Genomic DNA, 24,577 nt, shown 5'->3' on the forward strand with positions numbered 1-24,577 from the left:
GCTTTTCCTCGGCTATAAGCCGCGGTGTATTTTGGAGCAAGCCGATCATGCCGCCCCTTGTTGTCATACCCGCCAGACTTGCCTCAACAAGGCTACCCGGCAAGCCTCTGGCCGACATTGCCGGGCGTCCGATGATCCTGCATGTACTCGATGCCGCACGCAAAGCCGATATTGGACCGGTAGTGGTTGCCGCGGCAGAGACCGAAATATGCGATGCGGTGACCAGCAATGGTGGCACAGCAGTCTTGACCAATCCGGACCTGCCCTCTGGCTCCGACCGGGTTTGGCAAGCATTACAAACGCTGGACCCACAAGGTCGCTACGACACCATTATCAATTTGCAGGGTGATCTGCCTACGCTGGAGCCAAGCAGCTTGCATAGCGTGCTAACGGTTATGAGCAACCCTGCCTTTGACATAGGCACGCTTGTCGCCCCCATTACCTCGGAAGATGAAAAATCCGCTTCTTCCGTTGTTAAGGTTGCCTGCCATTTTGAGCCACAGGCTGAGCAGACTTCCGCACTTTATTTTTCTCGGCAACCCATTCCCTGGGGGGATGGTGCATTCTGGCATCATATTGGTATTTATGCATGGCGGCGCGCGGCACTTGCACGCTTTGTGCAGCTCCCACCTTCAGGGTTGGAAAAGCGTGAAAGTCTGGAACAGCTCCGTGCGTTAGAAAATGGTATGCGCATTGGTTGCGCACGTATTGCAATCGCTCCATTTGGGGTTGATACACCGTTGGATCTGGAACGGGCTCGCCGCCTGCTTGGAGCAAAAAGGCCATGATGGACAAAGTTATCGCCTTTCAGGGGATGCACGGTGCCTACTCCGATATGGCATGCCGTGCAGCACGCCCGGGCTGGACAACTCTTCCATGCCACACCTTTGCCGATGCCATAGATGCCGTTCATGCGGGCAAGGCGGAGCAGGCCATGCTGGCGTGCGAGAACAGTCTGGCAGGGCGGGTACCGGATATCCACTCGCTCCTCCCGGCAGCCGGACTGCACATTATTGGCGAACATTTCCAGCGCGTTGAACACTGCCTGCTGGTTGTACCCGGCACGCGCATGGACCAGATCCGCCGGGTCCACACTCACCCGGTTGCCATGGCCCAGATCCGCAACCTGCTCAAAATACACAATCTGACCCCGGTTACGGAGTTTGATACCGCGGGAGCTGCGGAGCTTGTTGCCCTGTGGCAAAAACCTGAAGAAGCAGCCGTTGCTTCAGCGCTGGCGGCAGACCTCTATGGCTTGGAAATCCTGCAACGGAATGTGGAGGATGCCTCCCACAACACAACGCGTTTTTATATTACGGCGCGCACCCCACAGGAACCCGCGCCACAAACGCCCCACGTCATGACCACTCTACTCTTTAGCGTTCAAAATACCCCCGGGGCCCTTTACAAAGTCCTTGGCGGTTTTGCCACGAACGGTGTGAACATGACACGCTTGGAAAGCTACATGTCCGGCGAAACATTTGCCGCCACACGCTTTTTGATGGATGTAGAAGGTCACCCACGCGATTCACGCCTTGGCAAAGCTTTGGCCGAACTTGAATTTTTCTCCAAAAACGCCACAATTCTAGGCGTCTATAAACAATCGCCTTTCCGGCACAACGCACCCGCCCAAGAGCAGGACACACCACGCCCTGCTTCCGCTGATGCCATTCCAGGATAAGTGACAGCCCTATGTCTCATACTTTCTTCTCCGGCTCCATTACAGCTCTCATCACCCCGATGAACCGGGACGGCAGTCTGGACTTTGTCTCGTTTGAAAAACTGGTGGACTGGCAGATAAAAGAAGGCACGGCAGGGCTTTGCGCCGTAGGCACAACCGGGGAGAGTCCAACACTCTCACACACGGAACACCACGCGGTTGTGGAACGCACCATTAAAATTGCTAACGGTCGGGTGCCTGTTATTGCGGGCGCTGGCTCCAACAGCACATCAGAAGCCATGGATCTCGCCCGTCATGCCGAGCAGGCTGGGGCAGCAGCGGCACTTGTTGTGGCTCCGTACTACAACAAACCCACGCAGGAAGGTCTTTACAGGCATTTTATGGCTATAGCTGATGCCGTTTCCATACCGGTTATCCTGTACAATATTCCCGGCCGGTCGATTATTGATATTAGCGTGGAAACGACCGCACGCCTGGCCAAACACGGCAATATTGTTGGTGTAAAGGATGCAACAGCCAACCTGTTCCGTCCCTTGCAGGTCCGGCGTGCTGTTGAAAAACCTTTTAACCAGCTTTCCGGTGAGGATGGGACTGCGGTTGCTTTTCTGGCCGCAGGCGGTGATGGCTGCATTAGTGTCACCTCCAATGTTGCACCCGCACTCTGCGCAGCCGTACAGGCTGCATGGAAAGCAGGGAACACGCAGGAAGCTATTGCCATTCAGGATCGGCTAACGCCTTTGCACGATACCCTGTTCTGCGAAAGTAATCCCGCACCAGCAAAATATGCAGCAAGCCTTTTGGGTCTTGCGGGGGAAACCTGCCGACTGCCACTAGCACCACTTTCTGACACATCACGCCAGAAAGTTCGGCAAGCTTTGGTTGATGTTGGGTTGCTGGGCTAATCATGTCGGGCAAGTCTGGAAAATCCGGCAAAAGCACCATGATCTCGCACGGCATGGTCGCGCAAAACCGCAAAGCACGCTTTAATTATACGATTAAGGAAACCATAGAAGCTGGTCTTGTGCTTAAAGGGCCAGAGGTCAAAAGCCTACGTCTGGGGCGCGCCACAATCGGCGAGGCCTTTGCGGGCGAACGCAATGGCGAACTGTGGTTATTTAATAGCTACATTCCGGAATATCAGGGCGGGGTTCTTTCCCGCTTTGATTCCCGCGCCCCGCGTAAACTGCTGATGCACCGTAAGCAGGCCCAAAAATTTATGGGTGCCATAGCAAAACAGGGCGCAACCCTTGTTCCGCTGGATATTCATTTTAATGACCGGGGGCTTGCCAAAGTAACGCTTGGTTTGGGCGTTGGCAAAAAGAGTGTTGATAAACGGCAAACCGTAGCCGACCGTGACTGGCAACGTGATAAAGCGCGGCTGATCCGTAACAAAGGGAAGGGCGACTACTAGCCCAACACCTGTTACCTGATGCGTTGACGACACAAACATCTGCCTCGGTTAAGCACCATAAAAAAAGCCTCGGTCTAAACCGAGGCTTTTTTCGTATTTACCGCTAAAAAGCAGTGCCTCAGGCAGAGGTCACTTCAGCAGCTTCCGGACCTTTCTGGCCCTGAACAACCTTAACATTCACGCCCTGACCTTCGTTCAGGCCCGGCAGACCGGAACGTTCCAGTGCAGATGCGTGGATGAAGATGTCTTTGCCGCCACCTTCAGGCGTGATGAAGCCAAAGCCTTTAACAGCGTTGTACCACTTAACGGTACCGCGCGTATCTTCAGCATTGGACAAATCAGGAGCGGGGCGTGCAGCAGGGCGTGCACCAAAGCCCGGACGACCACCAGCGGGGCTACGCGGACGTTCTGGCTGAGCCGTGCTTTCATCAACAGAAATGACTTCAGCAACCTGGCGACCCTTGGGACCCTGACCAATGCGCACGACCAGAGTTGCACCGGGGTTTACACCCTGCACACCAGCCTGGGACAGAGCATTTGCGTGCAGGAACACATCGCCAGATCCATCAGCGAGTTCAACAAAGCCGAAGCCTTTTTCGCCATTGAACCACTTAACGGATGCGCCCACTTCCGGGCCGGAAGCGATAACCTGCGGACCACCAGCGGGCCGACGCGGAGCAAACCCACCACGGTCGCCGCCACCATAAGCGGGGCGTTCACCGAAAGAAGGCATCGACATATAGTCGTCATCAAATCCGCCGCGGCGAGGAGAACGGGGGCTGCGGTCGGTCCTGTTACTTTTCAACGGTCTTGATCCTGGAGTGCGGAGAAGGCGGAAGCTTCTCCGGATATTGAAAAACGGGCAAACTGCCAGAGTGGGTTGACAGGTTTACGTGCTTTGAACAAAAAGCCCATCATTCCCTCCCCTGTAATACTGCAAACATGCCCAACGCATGGGTAGCACAGTCATCAGTGTGCCGCTACAGCAAAGCATGAAAACCGCGACCGCTTCACGCACTTTTCTTCGTATCACAAATTTGTGATATCCAGTGCACCCCAACACCCCCTACCACCACCTTCCGTGGCTTGCACAACCATGGAAAACAGGGGGTTTCGTAACAGACCGCAATCCATTAGAAAATCGTATTGAGTATCTGCCGCTCGGCCAAAGGAGAGCCCGCCTTGCCTGTTATGCCAAAACTGCCCAGCGCACGGCGCATGACTATTGCCTCCATCCTGCTGGCTGGAACCACGTTCTTCCAGACTCCAGCAACAGCCCGCGCCACCCCAGCGGCGGATAATAAGGGAACATGGACCCTACAGGGGGAAAACGACGCCGTTTCCACCCTCAAGAGTACATCCGACCAGTATTATACAAGCGGTCTGCGTGTGAACTGGACATCCGGGACCGATACACTCCCCACGCCCATCGCGGCCATAAGCAAGGCCATATGGGGGCCGGGCGTGCAGCGAATCAGCATGGGTGTGCAGCAGATGATCTTCACCCCACGCAACACGCAGACGTCCAGCCCGTGGGCACCCGGCCAGCAGCAGGCCAGCCTGATTCGGGACCGTCCCTATGCCAGCCTGCTGCTTGGCACCATTAACCTGATCAGCGACACGGACCGCACCAGAAGCGTCTTTGGGATTCAGGTCGGCATTATGGGACCTGGCGGACTGGGCCGTCAGCTTCAGAATGGCTTCCACAGCGCGATCGGCGATACAAAAAATCAGGGCTGGAGCCATCAGCTTCAGAACCAGCCCATTTTTCAGGTTCAGGGCGGGCGCACGTGGCGCATTCCTTTGGCTGAAGTCGCAGGGATTGAGTTTGACACCCTGCCTTCTGCAGCGGCTGCGATTGGCGATTACCAGATTTACGGAAGAATCGGCGATATTTTTAGAATCGGGCAGGGGCTGAACAGCGACTTCGGTACCCCCACCATTCAGGCATCGGGCACCGATGGAACAGATGCCTACAAAGCAACCCGCGCTTTTGCATGGTACCTGTTTGCCGGGGTTGAAGGCGAAGCCGTGGGTTACGACGCCTCCCTGCAAGGCAATACGATGCGGAGCAATTCGCTCCATGTGAACAAAAAATGGGACGTGGGCGAGATTCACGCAGGCCTTGCGCTCATGTTTTATGGGCTTCGCGTTTCCTACAGTCAGGTGTGGCAGACCCAGCAGTTCACCACAGCAAAAGACGGACTGTTTAATTATGGTTCACTTATGGTCTCTGCAAAGTTCTAAACGCCGCTTTTATTTTGAGCATATGCTCATTTTTTGTGCATAATTGATGCGCTCATTCTGACTTTCTGTGTTTTTTTCGTCACTACCTCATTAACCTGCCTTTTTATGAGGCGGAGAGCACATCTTTCCTGTAGCGCTACAAGCCGTTTCCCCCATAAGCTCGAAATCAGAAAGAGCCACCGGGTTTTGAGTTTAGGGGATACAAACGAATGCTGCGCCAATCAGAAACACAGAACGTCTGCCAGGTTATCCCGTTCCAGATGGAAATCATGTGTCGCCACCGCGACTATCTGGATCGTTGGGTTGCCGCCAGCCAGCCTATGGGCATTTGTGATGCTGATATCTTCCCCGCTGAAGAAAAACAGGCAGGCGTGTCTTCGGGCTATGTTCTGGTATGGGTGCGCGAAACCTCTAACCCTGCTTATAAAGTATACTCCCGCGGCAACCGCTGGATTGTTATGGACGCAGTCCGGGACAACACTCTGGGTCAGTTCGCATCCTTTGCTGATGCACTGAACATGATCCGCCCTGTGCTGCCCGTAAAACAGGGTATTGTAGCGGCCTAAAGTTCCCACTCGACCTTTTTCTGGTGCTTTTTAACCGCCACTCTCTTTTGAGAATGGCGGTTTTTCTTTGCCCTGTTCGCATATAAAATCTCTGATGGAAGCAGATATTTCCATTTGAGGGATTGCCACTGCGCTTTCTCGTGCGGCAAGGACAGGGCAGACTTCTTTTGCAGTCCTGACTGATCCTGAGGAACCTGAAATGACATCCCTGACACTCGCCTATCCTGATTCCACCATTCATGAGGCGACGGCAGCCACCATCATTCGGGTTCTGGAAGCGAACGATATTGAGCCCGAAATTATAACCGGCCCCAAACAGGCTTTGGCCGACCTGCTCAAAAAGCAGGAAATCGACATCTACGTTGCTGCATGGTTGCCTGAAGACGATTCAGACCTGCTGACCCCCGGCATTACCAAACTGGGTAAATTGTTCCACCCGGAAGCATGTTGCTGCATTTCGGATGAAAACAGTGCGCTCACATCGCTCAGCGAACTTGCTCAGGCTGGACAAGACGTACAGCGCGTTATTGTCACTCCCCAATCGCTGGCAACACGCATGGAGGCCGTTGTAAACGCCTATTCTTTGGCGGATGCGGGCTTTAAACTGGATGTTCTGCCTGACGAGGAAGCACTGGCAAAACTGAACGCAGCCATAAGCGCACCAACCCCAAGCATCATGCCTTTGTTCCAGCCCTGCTTTCTGTTCCATCAAGGCGGAATGCGCATTCTCAATGACCCCAAAAAAGCCATGGGGGAAGGGCAGGAGGCCACACTACTCCTGCGTGAAGGTCTGCGGGATGAGTTGGAAACTGACGTACTGGACGAGCTGGACGAGCTGATGCTCAGCGCCAAGATTATTAGCGCCATGGACTATGCCATGCGCGTTGAAGGCATGACAGCAGACGAAGCCGCCGAGGCATGGCAACGCGGAAAGCTGCTTCCACGCTAAGGAGCCGCAATCCATGACAAACCCATCCTCCGTTGATGAGCGCGATGCCGGGCTAGCAGCCCAGTATGAAGCTTACCCCTACCCAGAGCGCAACCCGCAGGACGAAACACGCCGCCTGCTCATAGGTAGCCCAAGCCACCTGCGGGAAATTGAATACTGGGTTTTTGGTGCCCAGCGCCCCCGTAGTCAGGCACTACGGGTTTTGATTGCCGGATGTGGCACGGGCGATGCGGCCATAATGCTTGCAACCCAACTGGCACGAGGAACACGGCAGGCAGAAGTTGTTTGCGTGGACCGGTCAGCCAAAGCGCTTTCTATTGCTCAGGCGCGGGCACAAACGCGTAAGCTTGAGAATATCCGTTTTGTTCAAGGGTCCCTAACCGAACTGGAATCGCTGGAACTCGGCCTGTTTGATTACATTGACTGCTGCGGCGTACTCCACCACTTGCCTGACCCCGTAGCTGCACTCCAAACTCTGGAGCGCTATCTTGCGCCAATGGGGGGCATGGGGCTTATGGTTTATGCACCGTATGGACGCACCGGCGTGTATATGCTGCAAGATGCACTGGAAAAACTGGCTCCGATTACCCAATCCCCTGAAGCCCGGCTGGATACGGCCCGCCGTATCATGCGTACCCTGCCAGCAACGGCATGGCTTCGCCAGAACGGCAACTTTGGCGACCATCTCTCTGGTGGAGATGCGGGGTTATATGACCTGCTCCTCAACCCCAGAGATCGCTCTTATACGATTACAGACTTTCTGACTCTGCTGGATCAGGCTGGGCTGGAACCCACTGCTCTTATGGAGCCAGCACGTTATGATCCTGCATTATTTTTACCAGATCCGCGCCTGCGTGCCCATATAACCCCATTACCATGGCAAACACAGGCGGCCATAGCCGAAGATCTAACGGGCAACATGGCAACCCATGTAGCGTATGTTGTTCGCAAAAATGCCCACCCCCGGAAGCCTAACCCTCTCGACCCCGACGCAGTTCCCATTATGCGGGAAATTCCGGGCGCGGAACTGGCCAAGCAGATGACACCAGACAATATGCTGCCATTCCATTTTGGCACTCTGGTTGTTCCTGTTCCACTCCCTCCGCAGGCGCGGGGTATTTTGCCACTTATTGATGGTGAAAGAACTGTGGGAGAACTGGCTGATATTCTGGCAGCACGCGGGGTTAATGCAAGCAAGTTCAACCACGTCTGGCGTGAGAGCTTTGATATTCTGGAACGGCTCAACCGCGTTCTGCTCCGCGCCCCGGCTTAAACGTATTCATCTGCCATTATGCCATTAGAACCGCTTATTATTTTTGGCGCAGCACTGCGCCCTGATGGCACACCGGCTCCTGCCTTGGTGGAGCGGGTTAAGGCCGCACTGGCTTATGGTGCCAACCGAACGGTTACATATATTGTAACAGGTGGCGTCCCACGCAATGGACGAACAGAAGCCGCAGTCATGGCTGAACTACTCATGCAAGCGGGTGTACCCACGCTTCAGATTATTCAGGAAAACAGCGCAACAGATACATTTGATTCCATTATTGCCTGCTCCCGCATCTTAACCCGCATTGGAGCAACCAACGAGACCCCGGTTGCCATGGTAAGCAGTCCCTACCATACCCCCAGATGCCTCTTACTACTGCGGTTGGCGGGATGGCACACCCATGCGCTTCCATGCCATTCAACCCGGCAAGGCGCTCGGTTCTGGCGCTCAAAACTACGCCATATTGCGCATGAAACCCTTGCCATCCCGTGGGATACGCTGCTCGTTCTGGTCTGGCGTATTGTGCCACGCTAATGCAGGCCCTATTCTGCGCCAACTTTTGCTTGCCGGAAGGGCAGAGCTTAAGGGGTTGCATACGCCACTGCCGTAGAGTGTTGCCCGTGGCCCCAACTGTCTGCTTCTTCCACTTTTTACAATATCTGCGCCTTTGGGCGTTGTTTTTGAAACAGTGAGTATCATGGCCGTTTACGCATTTACTTTTCCGGGACAAGGCAGCCAATCCGTTGGCATGGGGCAGGATCTTGCAAACGCTTTTCCCGCCGCACGGGCCGTTTTTCAGGAAGTTGACGATGCTCTGGGCGAACATCTGTCAAAAACGATTTTTGAAGGCCCGATAGAAACACTCACCAGCACGGAAAATGCTCAACCAGCACTGTTGGCTGTTTCCATGGCTGTTCTTCGCGTGCTTGAATGTGATGGTGGCCTGGATCTGGCTGGGCGTATCAACGTGCTGGCTGGGCACTCCTTGGGGGAATATGCCGCTCTGGCTGCTGGCCGGGCCTTTGATATTGCTCAGGCTGCCAAACTGCTCCGCCTGCGCGGGCAGGCCATGCAACGCGCCGTTCCTGCGGGAGAAGGCGGTATGGCCGCCCTTATTGGCGTAACACTGGCTCAGGCGGAAGAAATATGCCGCAATGCCTCCACCGCAGGCAGCACGGAAATTGCCAATGACAATGGTGGTGGCCAGATTGTCATTTCCGGCCAGATGGTCGGGATTGATTCCGCTATAGCCTTCGCAAAGGAAATGGGGATCAAGCGCGCCGTCAAACTGCCGGTTTCCGCACCATTCCATTCCTCACTCATGAAACCCGCTGAAGATGTTATGGCCGAAGCTCTGGGTAAGGCAGACATCGCAGCACCCGTAGTGCCGGTTGTTGCCAATGTCACCGCGGCACTTGAAACGGATGCAGATACGATTCGCCAAAATCTGATCCAGCAGGTCACTGGGCGTGTCCGCTGGCGCGAAAGCGTGGCAACAATGACAGGCATGGGCGTAGATACATTTGTGGAAATCGGGGCTGGCAAAGTTCTGTCTGGCCTTGTCCGCCGCATTGACCCAGAAGTTTCAACCCTTTCCATCGGCACGCCGGCGGATATCGAAACCTTCCTGAAATCTCTTTAAAGACAGGTTTGTATAATATGTTCCGACTGGATGGAAAAACAGCACTTGTAACAGGTGCTTCTGGTGGCATTGGTAGCGCCATTGCCAAAACGCTCCACGCACAGGGAGCCAGAGTTGTTCTGTCTGGCACGCGTGAGGCGGTTATTCGTGAACTGGCTGAAGAATTAGGGGAGGGCGCTTTCTATGCCGCGGCAAACCTGAGCGAACCCTCCGAAGCAGCTACCCTGATTGCCAAAGCAGAAGAAGTCGCCGGTGCACCGCTGGATATTCTGGTCAATAATGCCGGATTAACGCGCGATACGCTGGCACTGCGCATGAAGGATGAAGACTGGAATCAGGTGCTCAATGTTGACCTTGCAGCACCATTCCGCCTCTGCCGTGCTGCCTTTAAGGGAATGCTGCGCCGCCGCGCCGGGCGCATCATCAACATCGCCTCGGTCATTGGCACAACCGGCAATGCCGGGCAGGCCAATTATGCTGCCGCCAAGGCAGGCATGGTTGGCATGAGCAAATCCTTGGCGCAGGAAGCCGGCTCACGCGGGGTAACCGTTAATGTTGTGGCTCCTGGCTTTATTGTAACTCCCATGACCGACGCATTGCCTGAGGCGCAAAAGGAAAAACTCCTTGCCTCCATCCCTCTCGCACGCCTGGGTAAGCCGGAAGATGTTGCATCCGCCGTGCTTTATCTGGCATCGGATGAAGCGCAGTGGGTTACGGGCACCACGCTCCACGTCAATGGCGGCATGGTCATGGCCTGAACATACGAAAAGCATTGGCACTACCAGAACAGGTGGTGCAAAATGCTGTAAGATGTGCCACACATGCAGCGCAACCACGCTGTTTTGGGCATAAGACAAACGTATTTGTCTGGTTTGCCTTGGCGTGGAGAGACAAAACGTGCTAATCGCGCGCAACACCTTACTACTGGACCGGGAACGGGCAGGCATTCTACCTCCTCCGTTATCTGTCAGTATCTAGGTCCGTCGCAGATTAAACACCTGAACAACCTGCCTTTTTTGGTAGGCAGGCATATGGGATAGAAAGACAGATGAGCGAAATCGCTGATAAGGTTAAGAAAATCGTGGTCGAGCATCTCGGCGTTGAGGAAAGCAAGGTCACACCGGAAGCGTCGTTCATTGACGATCTGGGCGCTGACAGCCTTGACACCGTTGAGCTGGTGATGGCGTTCGAAGAAGCCTTCAATGTCGAAATCCCAGAAGATGCCGCAGAAAAAATCACCACGGTGAAAGACGCCATCGACTATATCGAAAAGCAGAAAGCTGCCTGATTTCAGGCCATCTGCCTTAAATTACAGGACTATGGTCCCTCAGATGGCTGAGGGACCAGATATGTGTCGAATGGGGAGCGGGCTGGTTTGTTGCTTTCGGCCGGAATGAATTCTGGACGGAGACGCGTTGTCGTCACCGGCATGGGCATCGTCGGGCCTCTCGGCCTCGGCGTCGAAAACGTATGGTCACGTCTGATCGCAGGCGAGAGCGGGATTGGTACAATCACGCAATTCGATGCGAGTGATCTACCTGCACAGGTTGCGGGCGAAGTCCCCAGCGGGCTGCGGGAGGACGGTAAACTCACACTCTCCGAGTGGGTGCCGACCAAAGACCAGCGCAAAATGGATCGTTTTATCCATATGGGACTGGTAGCCGCAACGGAAGCGGTTGAAGACTCCGGCTGGAAACCCCAGACTGAAGAAGAAAAATGCCGTACCGGTGTTATGATCGGGTCTGGCATTGGTGGTCTTCAGACCATTTATGACGCCTCCATTACGGTGCATGAAGGGCGTGCAAAACGGCTTTCGCCATTTTTCATCCCCTCGGCCCTGATCAACCTTGTATCAGGCCATGTTTCCATCAAATACGGTTTTCAGGGCCCCAACCATTCGGTCGTGACTGCCTGCGCAACAGGCGTTCATGCCATTGGTGATGCCGCACGCCTGATTATGTTTGGCGATGCCGATGTTATGGTCGCAGGGGGTGCGGAAGCAACCGTTTGCCCGCTGGGCATTGCCGGTTTCTGTTCTGCGCGTGCCCTTTCAACCGGGTTTAACGCAACACCTCAGCAGGCTTCCCGCCCATGGGACAAAGACCGTGATGGTTTTGTTATGGGGGAAGGGTCTGGCATTGTCGTATTGGAAGAATACGAACATGCCAAAGCACGTGGTGCAAAGATTTATGGTGAGGTCATCGGGTACGGCATGTCTGGTGATGCCTACCATATTACCGCGCCGTCCGAAGGGCATTATGGTGCTTACCGTGCCATGCGCTCGGCACTGCAAAGTGCTGGCCTGACAACAGCCGACATCAATTACGTTAACGCTCATGGCACTTCAACCATGGCTGACGATCTTGAACTGGAAGCTGTGGAACGTCTGTTTGGGGATGACGCGAAGAAACTGGCCATGTCCTCCACCAAATCTGCTACCGGGCATTTGCTGGGTGCGGCTGGTGCTGTGGAAGCCATCTTCTCCATTCTTGCTATCCGGGATAACGTGGCACCGCCCACGCTGAACCTTGACAACCCTTCGCGCGAAAGCGTGATTGACCGCGTTGCGCATACAGCACAACAACGGCCAATTAATGTCGCTTTGTCCAACAGTTTTGGTTTTGGCGGTACAAATGCCAGCCTAATTGTGCGTGGCGTCTAATCGCAAAAAAAAGACATCTTCCGCTCCTTCAGCCCGTAGTAAACTCAAAAGTTTTCTAAAATGGACTGGAGGAGCGGTTTTTACCCTTGCTATAGGGTTGGGGGGGACGGCTTTTTGGGGATGGTTGAGCTATACCCGGCCCGGACCATTATCCAATAATCTGGATGTGGTCATCCCCCACGGCAGCTATACAACAACCTTAAACACATTGCAGAATGCTGGCGTTATTCCCACAGATTGGTGGAATAGCCGGATTTTTTTGAGCGCCGTTGTTATGACCCGTCAAGATGGACATATTCACGCGCAAGAACTCAGCTTTCCCGCTGGGGCATCCATTAAGCAAACATTATGGATTTTGCGGCACGGCAAACCTGTTCTGCACAAGCTTACCATCCCTGAGGGGCTGACCGCCTGGCAAATTCAAGCTCTCGTGCAAAGTACCCCTTTACTTACGGGTGATACACCTCTCCCTGCAGAAGGGACCACGTTACCACAGACATATACTTTTTTACGCAACAGCAGCCGTAAAGAGCTGCTGACACAGATGCAGGCAGGGATGACCGAAACCCTGAAGAGCATCTGGGATAAAAGAGATGCCGGGTTACCCCTGAGTTCTCCGCAAGATCTGCTGATACTTGCCTCGATTATTGAAAAAGAAACGGCACAGGCAATAGAGCGACCTTCTGTCGCTCGTGTTTTTTATAACCGTTTACAAACCGGCATGAAGCTCCAGACAGATCCCACGGTTATCTATGGCCTTACCCAAGGCAAGTTACCGCTGGACAGACCGTTAACACACTCAGATTTACAAGTTCCAAGTGCTTATAATACTTATATGAACGCTGGTTTGCCGCCAGGGCCCATATGCTCTCCCGGTCTGGCCTCGTTGGAAGCGGCTGCACACCCTGCTGCGGGGAATATGCTTTATTTTGTGGCTAATGGAGTTGGTGGGCATAATTTTTCTGCCACCCTTTCTGACCACAACCATAATGTTTTGCTTTTACGCAAACAGAAAACCAGCCACTAAAACCCTAAAGTCTTAGTCGCTGGTTGCTCTTTATTGTTCCGCTTTTAACGTGAGGGGGAAAGACTTTCCTGCTGGATACCGCCACTTGGCGCGGTAACGCCTGTGCTATCACTGCCAATCCCATCGGCTCCACCACTAACAGCACCGGAGCGTGTTGCATTGCCCCCAGCCTGAGTGGCGGCCATACGCGCATAACGCATCAACACGCTACGCAGTGGGTCTGCATCCGGGTTGTTAACACGCATACTCACTACGATATCCTCAGGGCCAACACTTTGTTTGTAGTAGGCGCGGTTATTATCACTATCGACAGTTAATTTGCTGCCACCAAGGGATGCACCGGCAAAAACACCCTGAGACTTCTGGGCAACAAGAATGTCTGTATTACTCGCCCCAGCATTGGCACTCGCAACCGCAGAACTCATGTTGGCAAACGACGCGCCAGCATTGGAGCCAAACTGGAATTGACTATCCAGAAGAGCCTGAAGCCCGCGATCCGTCATGATAAAAAAGACGATCTGCGAACTTTGGACACCAAACTGAATACCAAAAGAAGCAGAACTCAATTTATAAAAAGCAGGATCCGACCAAGACCCCCGCGCATCCTTGGCCAAAAGAACACAGTTGCCGTGTGCCCCACCAAAGGCAATGGACATCCGAAACATGGCGGGGCAGACCATAACAGCCCGGGCTTTACCCAGATTGGTCACCAACGGGCTTTGCCCATTCGCGCCAATAAAAATATCCTGCACACTCAGCGCCGCCTTATCGACGGTGGACTGTGGGCTATCTGCCGCCTGCGCGTGCGCAACCAGAGCAGAAGACAGCACGGTTGCGGCCAGAACCAGAGAAACTGAAGACAGCCGTCTCATGAAATACATTCCGGGTTTCTCCACAATAAGCCGGTAAATTATGGTCTAAAAAGAACATGCTTTTATGGCATGAGAAAGGCTTGCCGTCATTCCAGCGGAATAGAAACTGCTTTGGCCAGGGTCGGTCCAATATGCGGGTTAGCAGCCAGAATGGTGGCACCACCCGTTAATCCTCCATTTTGTAAAAAAGGAGACACAACGGCCCCAGCCTCCGCTAACAACGGCAACGCTGCTGCAACATCCCATAAATTAATAACAATTTCGATATATCCATCCAGCCGCCCACTGGCTACATCTGCCAGAGCCAGCGCACCGCACCCACCAGAACGCGGCATGGTGCCCAGTTCCATAATTGCATCCATTTTTTCCATAAAAACAGGCTTGGGCACGCGTCCACTCCACCCCATCTCAATCATTGAGCGCGAAGGGTCTTTTATGGGAGAAGCCTTGATGGGTTTACCATTCAAAAAAGCGCCATAGCCACGTAACGCGGTGTACACCTCGCCTAGTGCTGGTGCTTCAATAACACCTGCAACTGGCTCGTCCCCATCCATTAAACCCAAAGACACACACCACCTGCACCGGCCACGAGCGTAATTGGATGTGCCATCAATAGGGTCCACCACCCAGCGCAGGCTACCCGTACGGCTTACGCCCCCTTCTTCCCCCAAAAAACCATCATCGGGAAACAGGGCCTGCATTCGTTGCGCAATAAAGGATTCAACCGCACCATCTGTTTCGGTCAGCCAATCCTGCGCCGACTTTAACTCACCTTGCGGCCCTCCCGGCGGTGGTCGCATGGACATGGCCAGACGAGCTGCATCATGCACAACAGCCCGAGCGGCTTCCAGTCGGCAGGCAAGGGCTGGGCTGGGGAGGGATGACATGGGTGAGCTACTCCAACACTATAGGGATGCCCACCATACCGCCAAGCCTGTTACAGGACGACCCGCTTTATGCGCGACCTTGCCCAGCGACATTCCATAAAAATTTCAACGGTACAGGTTTTTGGGCCAACGCCTGTGCAGCCAGAGCCAACTGGATGGATTTTTTCGGATCCAGAGTTCCAGACGGTCATTGATCGTCTGCACCAAATTTTGCAGATCCTGCCGTTTGTCTCCAGTATTGGGCATCTCCAAAGGCGGTTCAACAACAACACGTAGCCGTGCCGGGCCAAGCCGTTCAACATAACCCGGAATAACCGGGCAGCCATATCGCAACGCCATGGCAGCAAGGGCAGGTGCCGTCATGGCGGAACGACCAAAAAAAGTGGCCTCCACACCATCGTTCATCTTCTGGTCAACCAGCATCCCCAAGCGTCCACCGCTTTTTACGTAGGCCAAAGCCTCGCGCGCACCTTTGGCTCCTTTGGCAAAAAGAGGAACCTGCATTTTACCCATAGCCCGATTTCGCAATGACCGGATCATCCCATCCACCAAAGGGTTCCCTGCGGCACGGTAAAAAGACGCAAAGGGCACACCATGCCGTGCCACTGCGGGGGGGAGCATCTCCCAATTACCAATATGACCGGACACGAACAGGACAGAACCACCGTATTCCGCCTGCTGCGTCAGATATTCTGCTCCCTGCACCTCAAACCCCGGCCCAGAAGGGGTATTTTCCTGCAAGTCGGCAATGTGGGGTAGCTCCCCGATAGTACGTCCTAAATTTTCCCACACACCGCAGACAATCTGTTTGCGTGCGGCATCATCCAGTTCCGGCATGGCCAGTTCCAGATTACGGTAAGCCACCTTGGATACAGGCAGATAAGGCCCCACTATCCGGCAAAATATACCAACAACGCTGGAAGAATGGTCGGGTCGCAATCGGGCTAAAAAACCGAGCAAAGTTGCGGCAACCAATGCTTCCAATCGGTACAGGATGTTAAGGAGCAGTTTTTTCATGCAGGCTGTGCCAAAAACATATCCAGTAAATGCTCTGGCGCAGCTGAATCCTGCCAAACCAGTTGAACGCCTACCTCAATAACACTCTGACGAAAGCTCTCTGGCAAACGCATGGCATCCTTAGGCGTTGTAACAAGTTGAGCCTTCAGGCGCTGAGCCTGCTCCTGAAGGTGCTTTATATCGTGCTCTTTGTAAGCATAATGGTCGGGGAAAGAAAACGTCTCCTCAATTTTCAGTCCCGCAGCCCGCAGCCCGCCAAAAAATTTTTCCGGCCGACCTATCCCGGCAAAAGCCACGCAGGCGGTGTGGCGCAAACTATCAGGGATGCCAACCTGCTTCAGATCAGCAGAAAAGACTGGCAAACCAAAGTCTGCACCTTGCTGTGCAATGTTGGCTGCATCAGCCCCAATGATCAGCAGGGCATGAGCACGGGGCAGGGCATCTTCTACTTTCTCCCGCAAGGGACCGGCGGGCAGAACCTGAGCATTACCAAAGCCCACCACACCATCGACAACGACCACGGAGAATGTTTTGTCCAAGGACGGATTTTGCAAACCGTCGTCCATAATCAGGCAGTCAGCCCCGGCATCCACAGCCCGGCGCGCTGTTACGGCACGGTCGGCTCCCACCCATACAGGGCAATACTGCGCCAGAAGCAGAGGCTCATCCCCCACATCGGCCGCACTATGGCTTAAGGGCACCACTTGGGTACCATCTGGCACGCGACCGCCGTACCCGCGTGTTAATACATGCGGCACACGACCCCGCGCCACAAGTCTGTTTACCAGATCGATGACGACCGTAGTTTTGCCCGTTCCCCCAACACTTATGTTGCCGCAGCATAGAACGGGTACCGGTGCCCGCCAGCCGCTCTGCTGCGCTCTAACACGCGCTATTGCTGCAACAGCCCATGCAAAAGGTTTTAGTAAAGCAGGCCATAATCTGGTTTTGGGATTATACCAGAATGCGGGGGGAGATATTTTTACCATACAAGGGCTAGAATCTGCTTGGCCAGATCATGAGGTAGAGCGTCATTAACAGTTGCCAGTTTTTGTGCCTGCTGCCCCATTCTTATCCGTTCGGTGGGAGATGAGAGCATCTGCTCGACCCATGTCGCCAATACTCGATCATTCTGCACCACCGTAATGCAGCTTTGTAACGCCTGAAAAGCCTCTGTAAAATTGCCGACCTGCGGACCTGTTGCCACAGCACACCCCAAACGGGCTGGTTCAAATGGATTATGCCCTCCACCATGGCAACCTGGCAGACTATTCCCAATAAACACACAGCTTGCCAGCCGGTAAAACAATCCCAGTTCGCCCAGAGTATCACACACCCAAAAAGCATCCTGCTGGGTAGGAAGTGCATTGAGGGCACGCCTTGGAGCCGCTTGCAAACGCGCTGCAATTTCCTCCCCTCGTTCAGGGTGACGTGGAACAATAATCGTTAGCAGATCAGGGTAGGTTTGACGTGCAAGACTGGCAGCCTGCGCGACCTGTTCTTCTTCCCCAACATGAGTGGAAGCCGCCAGAAATACAGGTCGATCCCCAAGGTATTGCTGTAACTGCACCAAAACCTGATCATCCACAGGAAGAGGCGGAGCCGCCGTTTTAAGGTCACCGGGTGCCAGTTGGGTTAAAACACCCAAGGCACGGAAGCGCTCAGAATCTTCCTCCGTGCGTGGGGCCACCCATGCAAACCGTTCCAGCATACGCCGCGCAACCCCGCGCAAGCGCCTCCATTGGTTATAGGAAGTCGCAGACATGCGGCCATTAACCAAGGCTACCGGCAGATTGCGCGCATGGCACAGGCCCAGAACCGTCGGCCATAATTCACTCTCGGTAAAAACTGCTGCCTGAGGTGTCCAGTAATCCAAAAACCGTTGGCACCACCGTGGCACATCCAAAGGCATGAACTGGTGGATAATGCGCTCATGCGTAAAGCGCTGTTCTACAATAGCACCTGCCGTGACCGTACTCGTGGTTATCAAAATTTTTAATGTGGGTTTCTGCGTTAAGCAGGCTTGGACTAGCGGCAGAATGGAAAGGACTTCTCCCACACTTGCTGCGTGGAACCACACCAGCGGCCCAACGGGGCGACGGCAAGATGGAAATCCCATTTTTTCACGTATGCGCTGGGAATTTTCTTTCCCTTTTGTTTGCCGCCACCGCAAATAAAAAGGAAGGGCAGGGGCCATTACTGTTCCCAGACTATGCCAAATCCGGGATGGATAAATACGCAGCGGCTTAAGCAAGCAAGAACCTGTAGCTTTTAGCCGAGTTGCCTCTGCCTGCTCCATAACACTGTTCAACTGTGTTTGCAGACTTTTAGCCAGTTCCTCTGGCTGCTGCTGCCTTTTTTTAGGGTGTTTAAGCCACAATGGCGCACCACAAACAAAACTGCCCCGCCCGAAAGGGAGAGGAAATAACATTTTATCCCAAGATTTTAGGCGAGCAGCAGAACAGGATGCACCCACAGGAATAACCGGTTTACCAGCAAACTGCGCAAGTGCCACAGCGCCCTGCTGCGTTTGTCTGCGCGGTCCACGCGGTCCGTCCGGCGTTATGGCAACCAAGCACCCATGCTGCAAACTTGCCCGCATCCGGCGCATGGCGGCAGCACCACCCTTGCTTTTACCACGTGTATCGGAAGAACCCGCAATCGACCATATCCGCCATGGCGCCACAACATCTGCAATCATCCGACCATCACGGTTACGGCTGATCAAGACGCGCAGGTCCAACTTCGGGTTTTGCGGTTCTGCCCACCACCATAACGCCGGAGCAAGGGGCAGAGCCTCGTGCCAGAAGGCAACAACAGCCGTCTGCCCCTCATGGCTAATCAGATATGGATAAGCTTGCGGGTCAATTTTAAACGTCCACCTGGTGGTCCGCAATGCGAACCCAAGGTAAGCCCGGATAGAGCCAATAACGACCGAACGGACAAGCCCGCTTACACTCTTTTTAATTGTAGGCACATCCGTACACTCAGGATGACAGATAGCGCCTAAATGCAAATCCTTCTGGCTGTTCGTTCAACACAGATGGCTGGTAAGCAATGGTAATCCGCTCATGCGCTTTTTGCCATACACCCAGATCGGTCCCTTCGGGAACAGCAAGCTGATTGACACCACAGCGGAGCAGAAATTCGTACTGATCTGGCAAAAAATGCCCCGATACACGAATATTCCCTTTAAAATGCAGATGCTCACGCAAGGAACGCGCCTGCGTAAACGCCCGACCATCACGGAAAATAGGGAATGTCAAACAGACAACATCCAGCCGGGGCAGGGCATCTTTTAAACTTTCCACACGTTCGTCTGGCTTGAGTACAACCCCCAGACGCCCCTGACCATTACGCCCCAAGCCTTCGGACAGGCGGGAGAGAGGCAGCAGAATGTCCCCATCTGGCAAGGATTGGTCATCCTGCACCAGAGTCCATCCATCCTCTACAATCTGACCGTTCTCAAGCAGTGGCATAAGCTGCGTCCTTGAATGGCGCGGCACCTAGGCGGCGGCAGGTTTCTATAAAACGTTCGCCCGGTTCGCGCCGGACCAGATACGTATCAACAATTCTGGCAATTGCATCAACCGTTTCATCTTCCGACATGGCGGAACCAATGATCTGGCCGATGGAAGCATCCTCTCCTGCATTCCCTCCAAGAGTGATCTGGAAAGCTTCCTCCCCTCGCTTATCAACGCCAAGAATGCCAATATGCCCGGCGTGATGATGACCACAGGCATTGATGCAACCCGAAATATTCAGGCGTAATGCTCCAATTTCCTGCTGCAAAGTTGCGTTGGCAAAGCGCTGGCTCAGCTTTTGCGCAATGGGTATGGAGCGTGCATTGGCCAATGCACAGTAATCCAGCCCCGGGCAGGCAATAATATCCGTAATCATACCAATATTAGCCGTACCCAGACCATTAGCAGACAACACCTGCCACAAGGCCAACAAACTATCCTGACGAACGTGCCCAAGCACAACATTCTGCAGGTGCGTTATACGCAGCTCCCCAAAACTGTACTGGTCTGCCAGATCGGCCAGCAGGTCCATCTGAGCAGATGTAACGTCCCCCGGAATACCGCCAGCAGGTTTGCAGGAAACCGTGACACTGCAATACCCCTCCCGCTGATGAGGATGTGTATTGGCATTCACCCATGCAGCAAAAGCTGGGTTACCTTGTTTTTGGTCGGCCAGCACGGCAGGAGCGGCAGCAACATCTTCAAACGCAGGGCTGGCAAAGCGGGCGCGAATGGCCTCTACAACCGCAGGCGCCAGACGGTAGCGCGCACGATCCATCGCCATGAACTCAGCATTGACCTGCTGGCGGAACTCCTCCACCCCCAATGCCTGCACCAGAATTTTAATACGGGCTTTGTACATGTTATCACGCCGCCCATAGGCGTTATACACACGCAACACAGATTCCAGATAAGCAATCAGGTCTTCTTCTGGCAGGTCATCACGCAATTTTACACCAATAACAGGTGTGCGTCCCAGACCACCGCCAACATACACCTCAAACACGGCGCGACCATTATCACCCTGCCGCGCCAGTAACCCTATGTCGTGAAAACGCGCAGCAACCCGATCCTGTGCACTGCCAGAAATGGCGATTTTGAATTTACGCGGCAAAAATGTAAATTCGGGATGCAATGTGGACCACTGGCGCAGAATTTCTGCGTGAACGCGTGGATCCAGCACCTCATCCTGCGCGGCCCCGGCAAACTGATCGGATGTTACATTGCGAATGCAGTTCCCACTGGTCTGGATAGCGTGCATTTCCGCATCGGCCAGAATGTTCAGGATGTCGGGCGTGTCCTCCAGTTTGATCCAGTTGAACTGGATATTCTGGCGTGTGGTAAAATGCCCGTAATCCCGATCGTACTTGCGGGCGATGTGCGCCAGTGTCCGCATTTGTGCCGAACTGAGGATACCGTATGGAATGGCAACCCGCAGCATGTAAGCATGAAGTTGCAGATAAAGACCGTTCATTAACCGAAGCGGTTTAAACTCATCTTCGCTCAGCGCACCAGAAATACGACGCTCCACCTGATCGCGGAACTGTTCGACACGCTGCTTAAGGAAGGTACGGTCAACCGCGTCATACGCATACCGTCCGACATCTGTGGGGTGCTGGGGGGAGTGGGGCATGGTTCTGGTCCGTCGGGGTTGATCAGGAACCCTTTATGGCAGCGGGGGCAGGCTGCCATAAGGGCGTAAATTCGGCATGAACACTCGGGCCATCGGCGCGGATGCGCTCCCGCGTTGTGCGGGGGCATGGTCCATCTGGCGTTTGTTCAACCTGCACGCCATAAACCCCCACAACTTCATCAGCGGCAGCACGGGCATTCTGGTGGTGGATGACCTCTTCTATCTCCCCATTGGGGAAAAGACGCGCAGGAGCAATGGTCAACTGCCATTTTCCATGCTCATCCAGCCAGACAATCCGTCCATCCAGCAGACGGTTGGCTGTTACAACACTATAACCTTCCGCATCACGGCGATTATTCCTGCGATCCACGCTCATACCTTTCCGCGTATTCCACGACAGAAAATTACATAAATTTTCGTCTTCATCAACATATCACGTATCAAACGCGTATCATCCGCATAATAGCCCCTGCCGGAACAATCGGGAACGGCTAATATCCAACGCCACACCCTGCACCTGCACATCGTCCTCATCGACGGGTCGATAGAACGGAATAATACGCTCCCCTATCTGGAGCGTATAATGCCTGTAACCGTTACGTGTTCCCCGTGGTGCGGCATAAATGCTGAGCACATCCTGCTCTGATGTGGGTTTCTGTATGGCTATTTCGTAAGGGCGGATCATGGCAACTGCCGGGCCATCCGTTACGCCATCGGGTACAATAAAGGGGAGAACCAGAGCGTCATCCAGCACCATACGACCATGCCGGACTTCCCCTGCAAAAGACACGGCTTCTCCCAAAAACTCCATAACAAAGTTTGTGGCAGGCTGCTCATCCAACTCCAGTGGCGTTGCGTCCTGTACAATACGGCCCGATTGCATGACCACAATACGGTCCGCCACCTCCAGTGCCTCTTCCTGATCATGGGTAACCAGTATGGTAGTTAAGCCCAGCCTGTCATGCAGGTCACGCAACCAAGCCCGGATGGACCGGCGCACAATGGGGTCTAACGCACCAAACGGTTCATCCAGCAGCAACACACGCGGCCCTGTTGCCAGGGCACGCGCCAGAGCAACACGCTGGCGCTGGCCGCCCGATAATTTTGCAGGATGCTTGCCCCCCATGCCCTGCAACTGCATGAGTTCAAGCAATTCCTCCACCCGTTGAGCAATGTATGCACGGGCAGGGCGTTCTGATCTGGGCAAGACATCCAGACCAAACGCAATATTGCGAGCCACCGTCATATGCGGAAACAAGGCATAATTCTGGAACACAAATCCCATGCGACCTGCACGGTCCTTAACACTTGTCATCGGACGTTCATCAAGCAGCACGGAACCACTGTTACAGTTATCCAGCCCCGCGATAGCCCGCAGTAATGTCGTCTTACCTGCTCCAGACGGCCCGACCAGCGCAACAAAGGCCCCTTTGGGAATTGTCAGCGAGACATCATCCAGCAAACGCTGTTGCGTGCCCGGAGCCAGCCTGACCAGATTGCAGACTTCTATACTCACGCCTTTTTCTCCTGCAATCTTGCAATCCAATCTGGAGCGGACCGGAGCAGAACAGCGCTCATGGCCATAAGAGCCAGCAGGGCAGCCATGGTAAACGCCGCAACCGACTGATACCCATTATACAAATTTTCAATATGGAGAGGCATAGTCTCCGTCTCCCCCGGAATATGCCCGGACACAACGGAAACGGCCCCAAACTCCCCCAAAGCCCGCGCGGTTGTCAGCAACACGCCCGAAAGCAGTGCGCCGCGCACACCGGGCAAGGTTACATGCCACAGAATTTGCCAAAAACCAGCGCCAGCCAGCACAGCAGCCTCTTCGGCATCCCGGCCTTGCACTTCCATCACAGGCATCACTGTCCGCACAACATAAGGTAACGTCACAAACAGGGTTGCCAGAATAATACCCGGCACAGCAAAGGCTATGTGAATGTTCCATTGCTCCAGCAGAGGGCCAAACCAGCCTTGCGCACCAAACAGCAAAAGCCAGACAAGACCGGAAACAACAGGAGAAATGCTTAAAGGCAGTTCCACCAGAACTTGCAGGAACTGCCGCCCCGGAAAGCGGAATTTGACCAGAACCCATGCCGCCAGAATACCAAAGATGGTATTAAGCGTAACAGCAACGCACGTCACCTTCAGCGTCAGCCAGATTGCCGCCTGCGCGTCCGGGTCGGATAATGTGGCAACCGAGGCTGCCAGTCCGTCCTTGAGTGCTTCGGTCAATACCATTGCGGGTGGAGTCACCAGCACAAGAAGAATAAACAACCAGCTTACTGCCCACACAATATAACGGGTCATGCTGGTTCACTCCACACAGCAAACCGCCTGCGCATTCCACCGATAAGCGCCAAGGACAGGAGCGAAATACAGAGCAGCACCAAAGCAATGGCTGTGGCACCAGGGTAATCAAACTCCTGTAGCCTTACAACAATCAGTAAGGGGGCTATTTCGCTTTTAAAGGGTTGGTTGCCTGCAATAAAAATAACAGACCCATATTCCCCAATACCGCGGGCAAATGCCAAACCAAACCCGGTTACAAGCGCAGGAAGCAAAGGGGCAGCAATAATCCGCACAAAAATCTGCCATGGGCGCGCACCCAGCAGGTGGGCAGCTTCTTCCAGTTCATGCGGCAAGTTGCGCAAAACCGGCTCAACTGCGCGCACTACAAATGGCAACCCCACAAACATAAGCGCCAGTACAATACCGGCCTTGTTGTATGAAACGCTAATACCCAACAGGGAGAGCAAGGCTCCTAACCACCCATGTGGACCATAGAGCGTTGCAAGAGTAATGCCTGATACGGCCGTTGGCAGGGCAAGAGGGAGATCAATGAGTGCATCTGCCAGCCGGTGGCCCGGCAAATTGCCGCGCGCCAAGGCCCATGCCAGCAGAAAACCACAAGGTATGTTGCACGCAGCAGCAATTCCGGCACAGGAAAAACTTGTCCATAACGCGGCAAGCATACGGGTATCATGCAAAGCACCCAGCATGGCGGCTGGCCCGCTCTGCCAAGGGTACACCAGCAGTGTGGACAAGGGGAGGATAATAAAAAACCCTGTCCACGCCAACGTAAGCGTGAGTGACAGCCTATAACCGGGCAGAGCAGAACCGCCAGCTTTAAAAAAAGCAAAAGGTGACAGTCTCATAACACAGCACTCATATATCTGCCTG

The 24,577-nt window shown here is 54.1% G+C and carries 27 protein-coding genes; 14 read left to right on the top strand and 13 right to left on the bottom strand.

Annotated features, from left to right (window positions below; all coding sequences use genetic code 11):
* Positions 1-44: 44 nt before the first annotated feature.
* From Absy_RS06080 to smpB, 4 genes are read left to right on the top strand one after another with little or no spacing between them, the layout of a single operon-like run.
* A complete protein-coding gene (locus Absy_RS06080; protein WP_084596941.1) occupies positions 45-788 on the top strand; it encodes a 3-deoxy-manno-octulosonate cytidylyltransferase in 744 nt (247 codons plus the stop codon).
* Complete coding sequence (locus Absy_RS06085; RefSeq protein WP_048853856.1) at positions 785-1,681, top strand: prephenate dehydratase; 897 nt, start codon at positions 785-787, stop codon at positions 1,679-1,681. The genes Absy_RS06080 and Absy_RS06085 overlap by 4 nt, the downstream gene beginning before the upstream one ends.
* A gap of 11 nt (positions 1,682-1,692) precedes the next feature.
* Complete coding sequence (gene dapA, locus Absy_RS06090; protein WP_048853857.1) at positions 1,693-2,583, top strand: 4-hydroxy-tetrahydrodipicolinate synthase; 891 nt, start codon at positions 1,693-1,695, stop codon at positions 2,581-2,583.
* Between the two features lie 2 nt (positions 2,584-2,585).
* A complete protein-coding gene (smpB, locus tag Absy_RS06095) occupies positions 2,586-3,092 on the top strand; it encodes an SsrA-binding protein SmpB (RefSeq protein WP_048853858.1) in 507 nt (168 codons plus the stop codon).
* A gap of 118 nt (positions 3,093-3,210) precedes the next feature.
* Here the strand turns inward: smpB and Absy_RS12865 are convergent, their stop codons facing one another.
* Complete coding sequence (locus tag Absy_RS12865) at positions 3,211-3,897, bottom strand: cold-shock protein (protein ID WP_084596943.1); 687 nt, start codon at positions 3,895-3,897, stop codon at positions 3,211-3,213.
* A 386-nt stretch (positions 3,898-4,283) separates the two neighbouring features.
* Here Absy_RS12865 and Absy_RS06105 point away from each other — a divergent pair, with 386 nt between their 5' ends.
* Together Absy_RS06105 and Absy_RS06110 are read left to right on the top strand one after the other, a co-directional pair.
* Positions 4,284-5,339: a lipid A deacylase LpxR family protein gene (locus Absy_RS06105; protein WP_048853859.1), complete on the top strand. Its 1,056-nt coding sequence runs from the start codon at positions 4,284-4,286 to the stop codon at positions 5,337-5,339.
* Positions 5,340-5,548: 209 nt separating this feature from the next.
* Entirely contained in the window at positions 5,549-5,905 is a 357-nt protein-coding gene (locus Absy_RS06110; protein ID WP_048853860.1) for a hypothetical protein, read from the top strand.
* Here the strand turns inward: Absy_RS06110 and Absy_RS06115 are convergent.
* Positions 5,902-6,111: a hypothetical protein gene (locus Absy_RS06115; protein ID WP_048853861.1), complete on the bottom strand. Its 210-nt coding sequence runs from the start codon at positions 6,109-6,111 to the stop codon at positions 5,902-5,904. The genes Absy_RS06110 and Absy_RS06115 overlap by 4 nt on opposite strands.
* Here Absy_RS06115 and Absy_RS06120 point away from each other — a divergent pair.
* The 8 genes from Absy_RS06120 to mltG all read left to right on the top strand — a co-directional run bounded on the left by Absy_RS06120 (position 6,105) and on the right by mltG (position 13,455).
* Positions 6,105-6,854 carry a glycine betaine ABC transporter substrate-binding protein gene (locus Absy_RS06120; RefSeq protein WP_048853862.1) on the top strand — a complete coding sequence of 250 codons (750 nt, stop codon included), beginning with the start codon at positions 6,105-6,107 and terminating at the stop codon, positions 6,852-6,854. The genes Absy_RS06115 and Absy_RS06120 overlap by 7 nt on opposite strands.
* A 13-nt stretch (positions 6,855-6,867) precedes the next feature.
* Complete coding sequence (locus Absy_RS06125; RefSeq protein ID WP_048853863.1) at positions 6,868-8,127, top strand: class I SAM-dependent methyltransferase; 1,260 nt, start codon at positions 6,868-6,870, stop codon at positions 8,125-8,127.
* An 18-nt stretch (positions 8,128-8,145) separates the two neighbouring features.
* Entirely contained in the window at positions 8,146-8,658 is a 513-nt protein-coding gene (locus tag Absy_RS06130) for a YdcF family protein (RefSeq protein ID WP_048853864.1), read from the top strand.
* Positions 8,659-8,821: 163 nt separating this feature from the next.
* Positions 8,822-9,766, top strand: a complete 945-nt coding sequence (gene fabD, locus Absy_RS06135; RefSeq protein WP_048853865.1) for an ACP S-malonyltransferase — start codon at positions 8,822-8,824, stop codon at positions 9,764-9,766.
* Between the two features lie 17 nt (positions 9,767-9,783).
* Positions 9,784-10,524, top strand: a complete 741-nt coding sequence (fabG, locus tag Absy_RS06140; protein ID WP_048853866.1) for a 3-oxoacyl-[acyl-carrier-protein] reductase — start codon at positions 9,784-9,786, stop codon at positions 10,522-10,524.
* A gap of 290 nt (positions 10,525-10,814) precedes the next feature.
* A complete protein-coding gene (locus Absy_RS06145; RefSeq protein ID WP_025825175.1) occupies positions 10,815-11,054 on the top strand; it encodes an acyl carrier protein in 240 nt (79 codons plus the stop codon).
* Positions 11,055-11,159: 105 nt separating this feature from the next.
* Positions 11,160-12,428, top strand: coding sequence for a beta-ketoacyl-ACP synthase II (fabF, locus tag Absy_RS06150; protein ID WP_084596945.1), 1,269 nt, complete (start codon positions 11,160-11,162; stop codon positions 12,426-12,428).
* Positions 12,418-13,455, top strand: coding sequence for an endolytic transglycosylase MltG (gene mltG / locus Absy_RS06155; RefSeq protein WP_048853868.1), 1,038 nt, complete (start codon positions 12,418-12,420; stop codon positions 13,453-13,455). Before fabF ends, mltG begins: the two co-directional genes overlap by 11 nt.
* Before the next feature lie 44 nt (positions 13,456-13,499).
* Here mltG and Absy_RS06160 read toward each other — a convergent pair whose 3' ends face one another.
* The 11 genes from Absy_RS06160 to cysT form a co-directional block, all read right to left on the bottom strand.
* Positions 13,500-14,336: a lipid-binding SYLF domain-containing protein gene (locus tag Absy_RS06160; protein WP_048853869.1), complete on the bottom strand. Its 837-nt coding sequence runs from the start codon at positions 14,334-14,336 to the stop codon at positions 13,500-13,502.
* 77 nt (positions 14,337-14,413) lie between these two features.
* Complete coding sequence (locus tag Absy_RS06165) at positions 14,414-15,214, bottom strand: inositol monophosphatase family protein (RefSeq protein WP_048853870.1); 801 nt, start codon at positions 15,212-15,214, stop codon at positions 14,414-14,416.
* A gap of 105 nt (positions 15,215-15,319) precedes the next feature.
* Positions 15,320-16,231 (bottom strand): lysophospholipid acyltransferase family protein, encoded by a 912-nt coding sequence (locus Absy_RS06170; protein WP_048853871.1) that lies wholly within the window; start codon positions 16,229-16,231, stop codon positions 15,320-15,322.
* A complete protein-coding gene (gene lpxK, locus Absy_RS06175) occupies positions 16,228-17,211 on the bottom strand; it encodes a tetraacyldisaccharide 4'-kinase (protein WP_371861703.1) in 984 nt (327 codons plus the stop codon). The genes Absy_RS06170 and lpxK overlap by 4 nt, the downstream gene beginning before the upstream one ends.
* Positions 17,212-17,213: 2 nt before the next feature.
* A complete protein-coding gene (locus tag Absy_RS06180; protein ID WP_048853873.1) occupies positions 17,214-19,208 on the bottom strand; it encodes a glycosyltransferase N-terminal domain-containing protein in 1,995 nt (664 codons plus the stop codon).
* 10 nt (positions 19,209-19,218) lie between these two features.
* Positions 19,219-19,710, bottom strand: coding sequence for a DUF934 domain-containing protein (locus tag Absy_RS06185; RefSeq protein WP_048853874.1), 492 nt, complete (start codon positions 19,708-19,710; stop codon positions 19,219-19,221).
* Complete coding sequence (locus Absy_RS06190) at positions 19,697-21,388, bottom strand: nitrite/sulfite reductase (protein ID WP_048853875.1); 1,692 nt, start codon at positions 21,386-21,388, stop codon at positions 19,697-19,699. The genes Absy_RS06185 and Absy_RS06190 overlap by 14 nt, the downstream gene beginning before the upstream one ends.
* A 22-nt stretch (positions 21,389-21,410) precedes the next feature.
* Positions 21,411-21,758, bottom strand: coding sequence for a DUF2849 domain-containing protein (locus Absy_RS06195; RefSeq protein ID WP_048853999.1), 348 nt, complete (start codon positions 21,756-21,758; stop codon positions 21,411-21,413).
* Positions 21,759-21,839: 81 nt separating this feature from the next.
* Entirely contained in the window at positions 21,840-22,904 is a 1,065-nt protein-coding gene (locus Absy_RS06200) for a sulfate/molybdate ABC transporter ATP-binding protein (RefSeq protein ID WP_048853876.1), read from the bottom strand.
* Positions 22,901-23,704: a sulfate ABC transporter permease gene (locus Absy_RS06205; protein ID WP_048853877.1), complete on the bottom strand. Its 804-nt coding sequence runs from the start codon at positions 23,702-23,704 to the stop codon at positions 22,901-22,903. The genes Absy_RS06200 and Absy_RS06205 overlap by 4 nt, the downstream gene beginning before the upstream one ends.
* The gene (gene cysT / locus Absy_RS06210) at positions 23,701-24,552 is read right to left on the bottom strand and encodes a sulfate ABC transporter permease subunit CysT (protein ID WP_048853878.1); all 852 of its coding nucleotides are present in this window, start codon (positions 24,550-24,552) and stop codon (positions 23,701-23,703) included. Before cysT ends, Absy_RS06205 begins: the two co-directional genes overlap by 4 nt.
* Positions 24,553-24,577: the final 25 nt, after the last annotated feature.

The organism is Acetobacter syzygii, from assembly GCF_000964225.1.
Lineage (GTDB): Bacteria > Pseudomonadota > Alphaproteobacteria > Acetobacterales > Acetobacteraceae > Acetobacter > Acetobacter syzygii.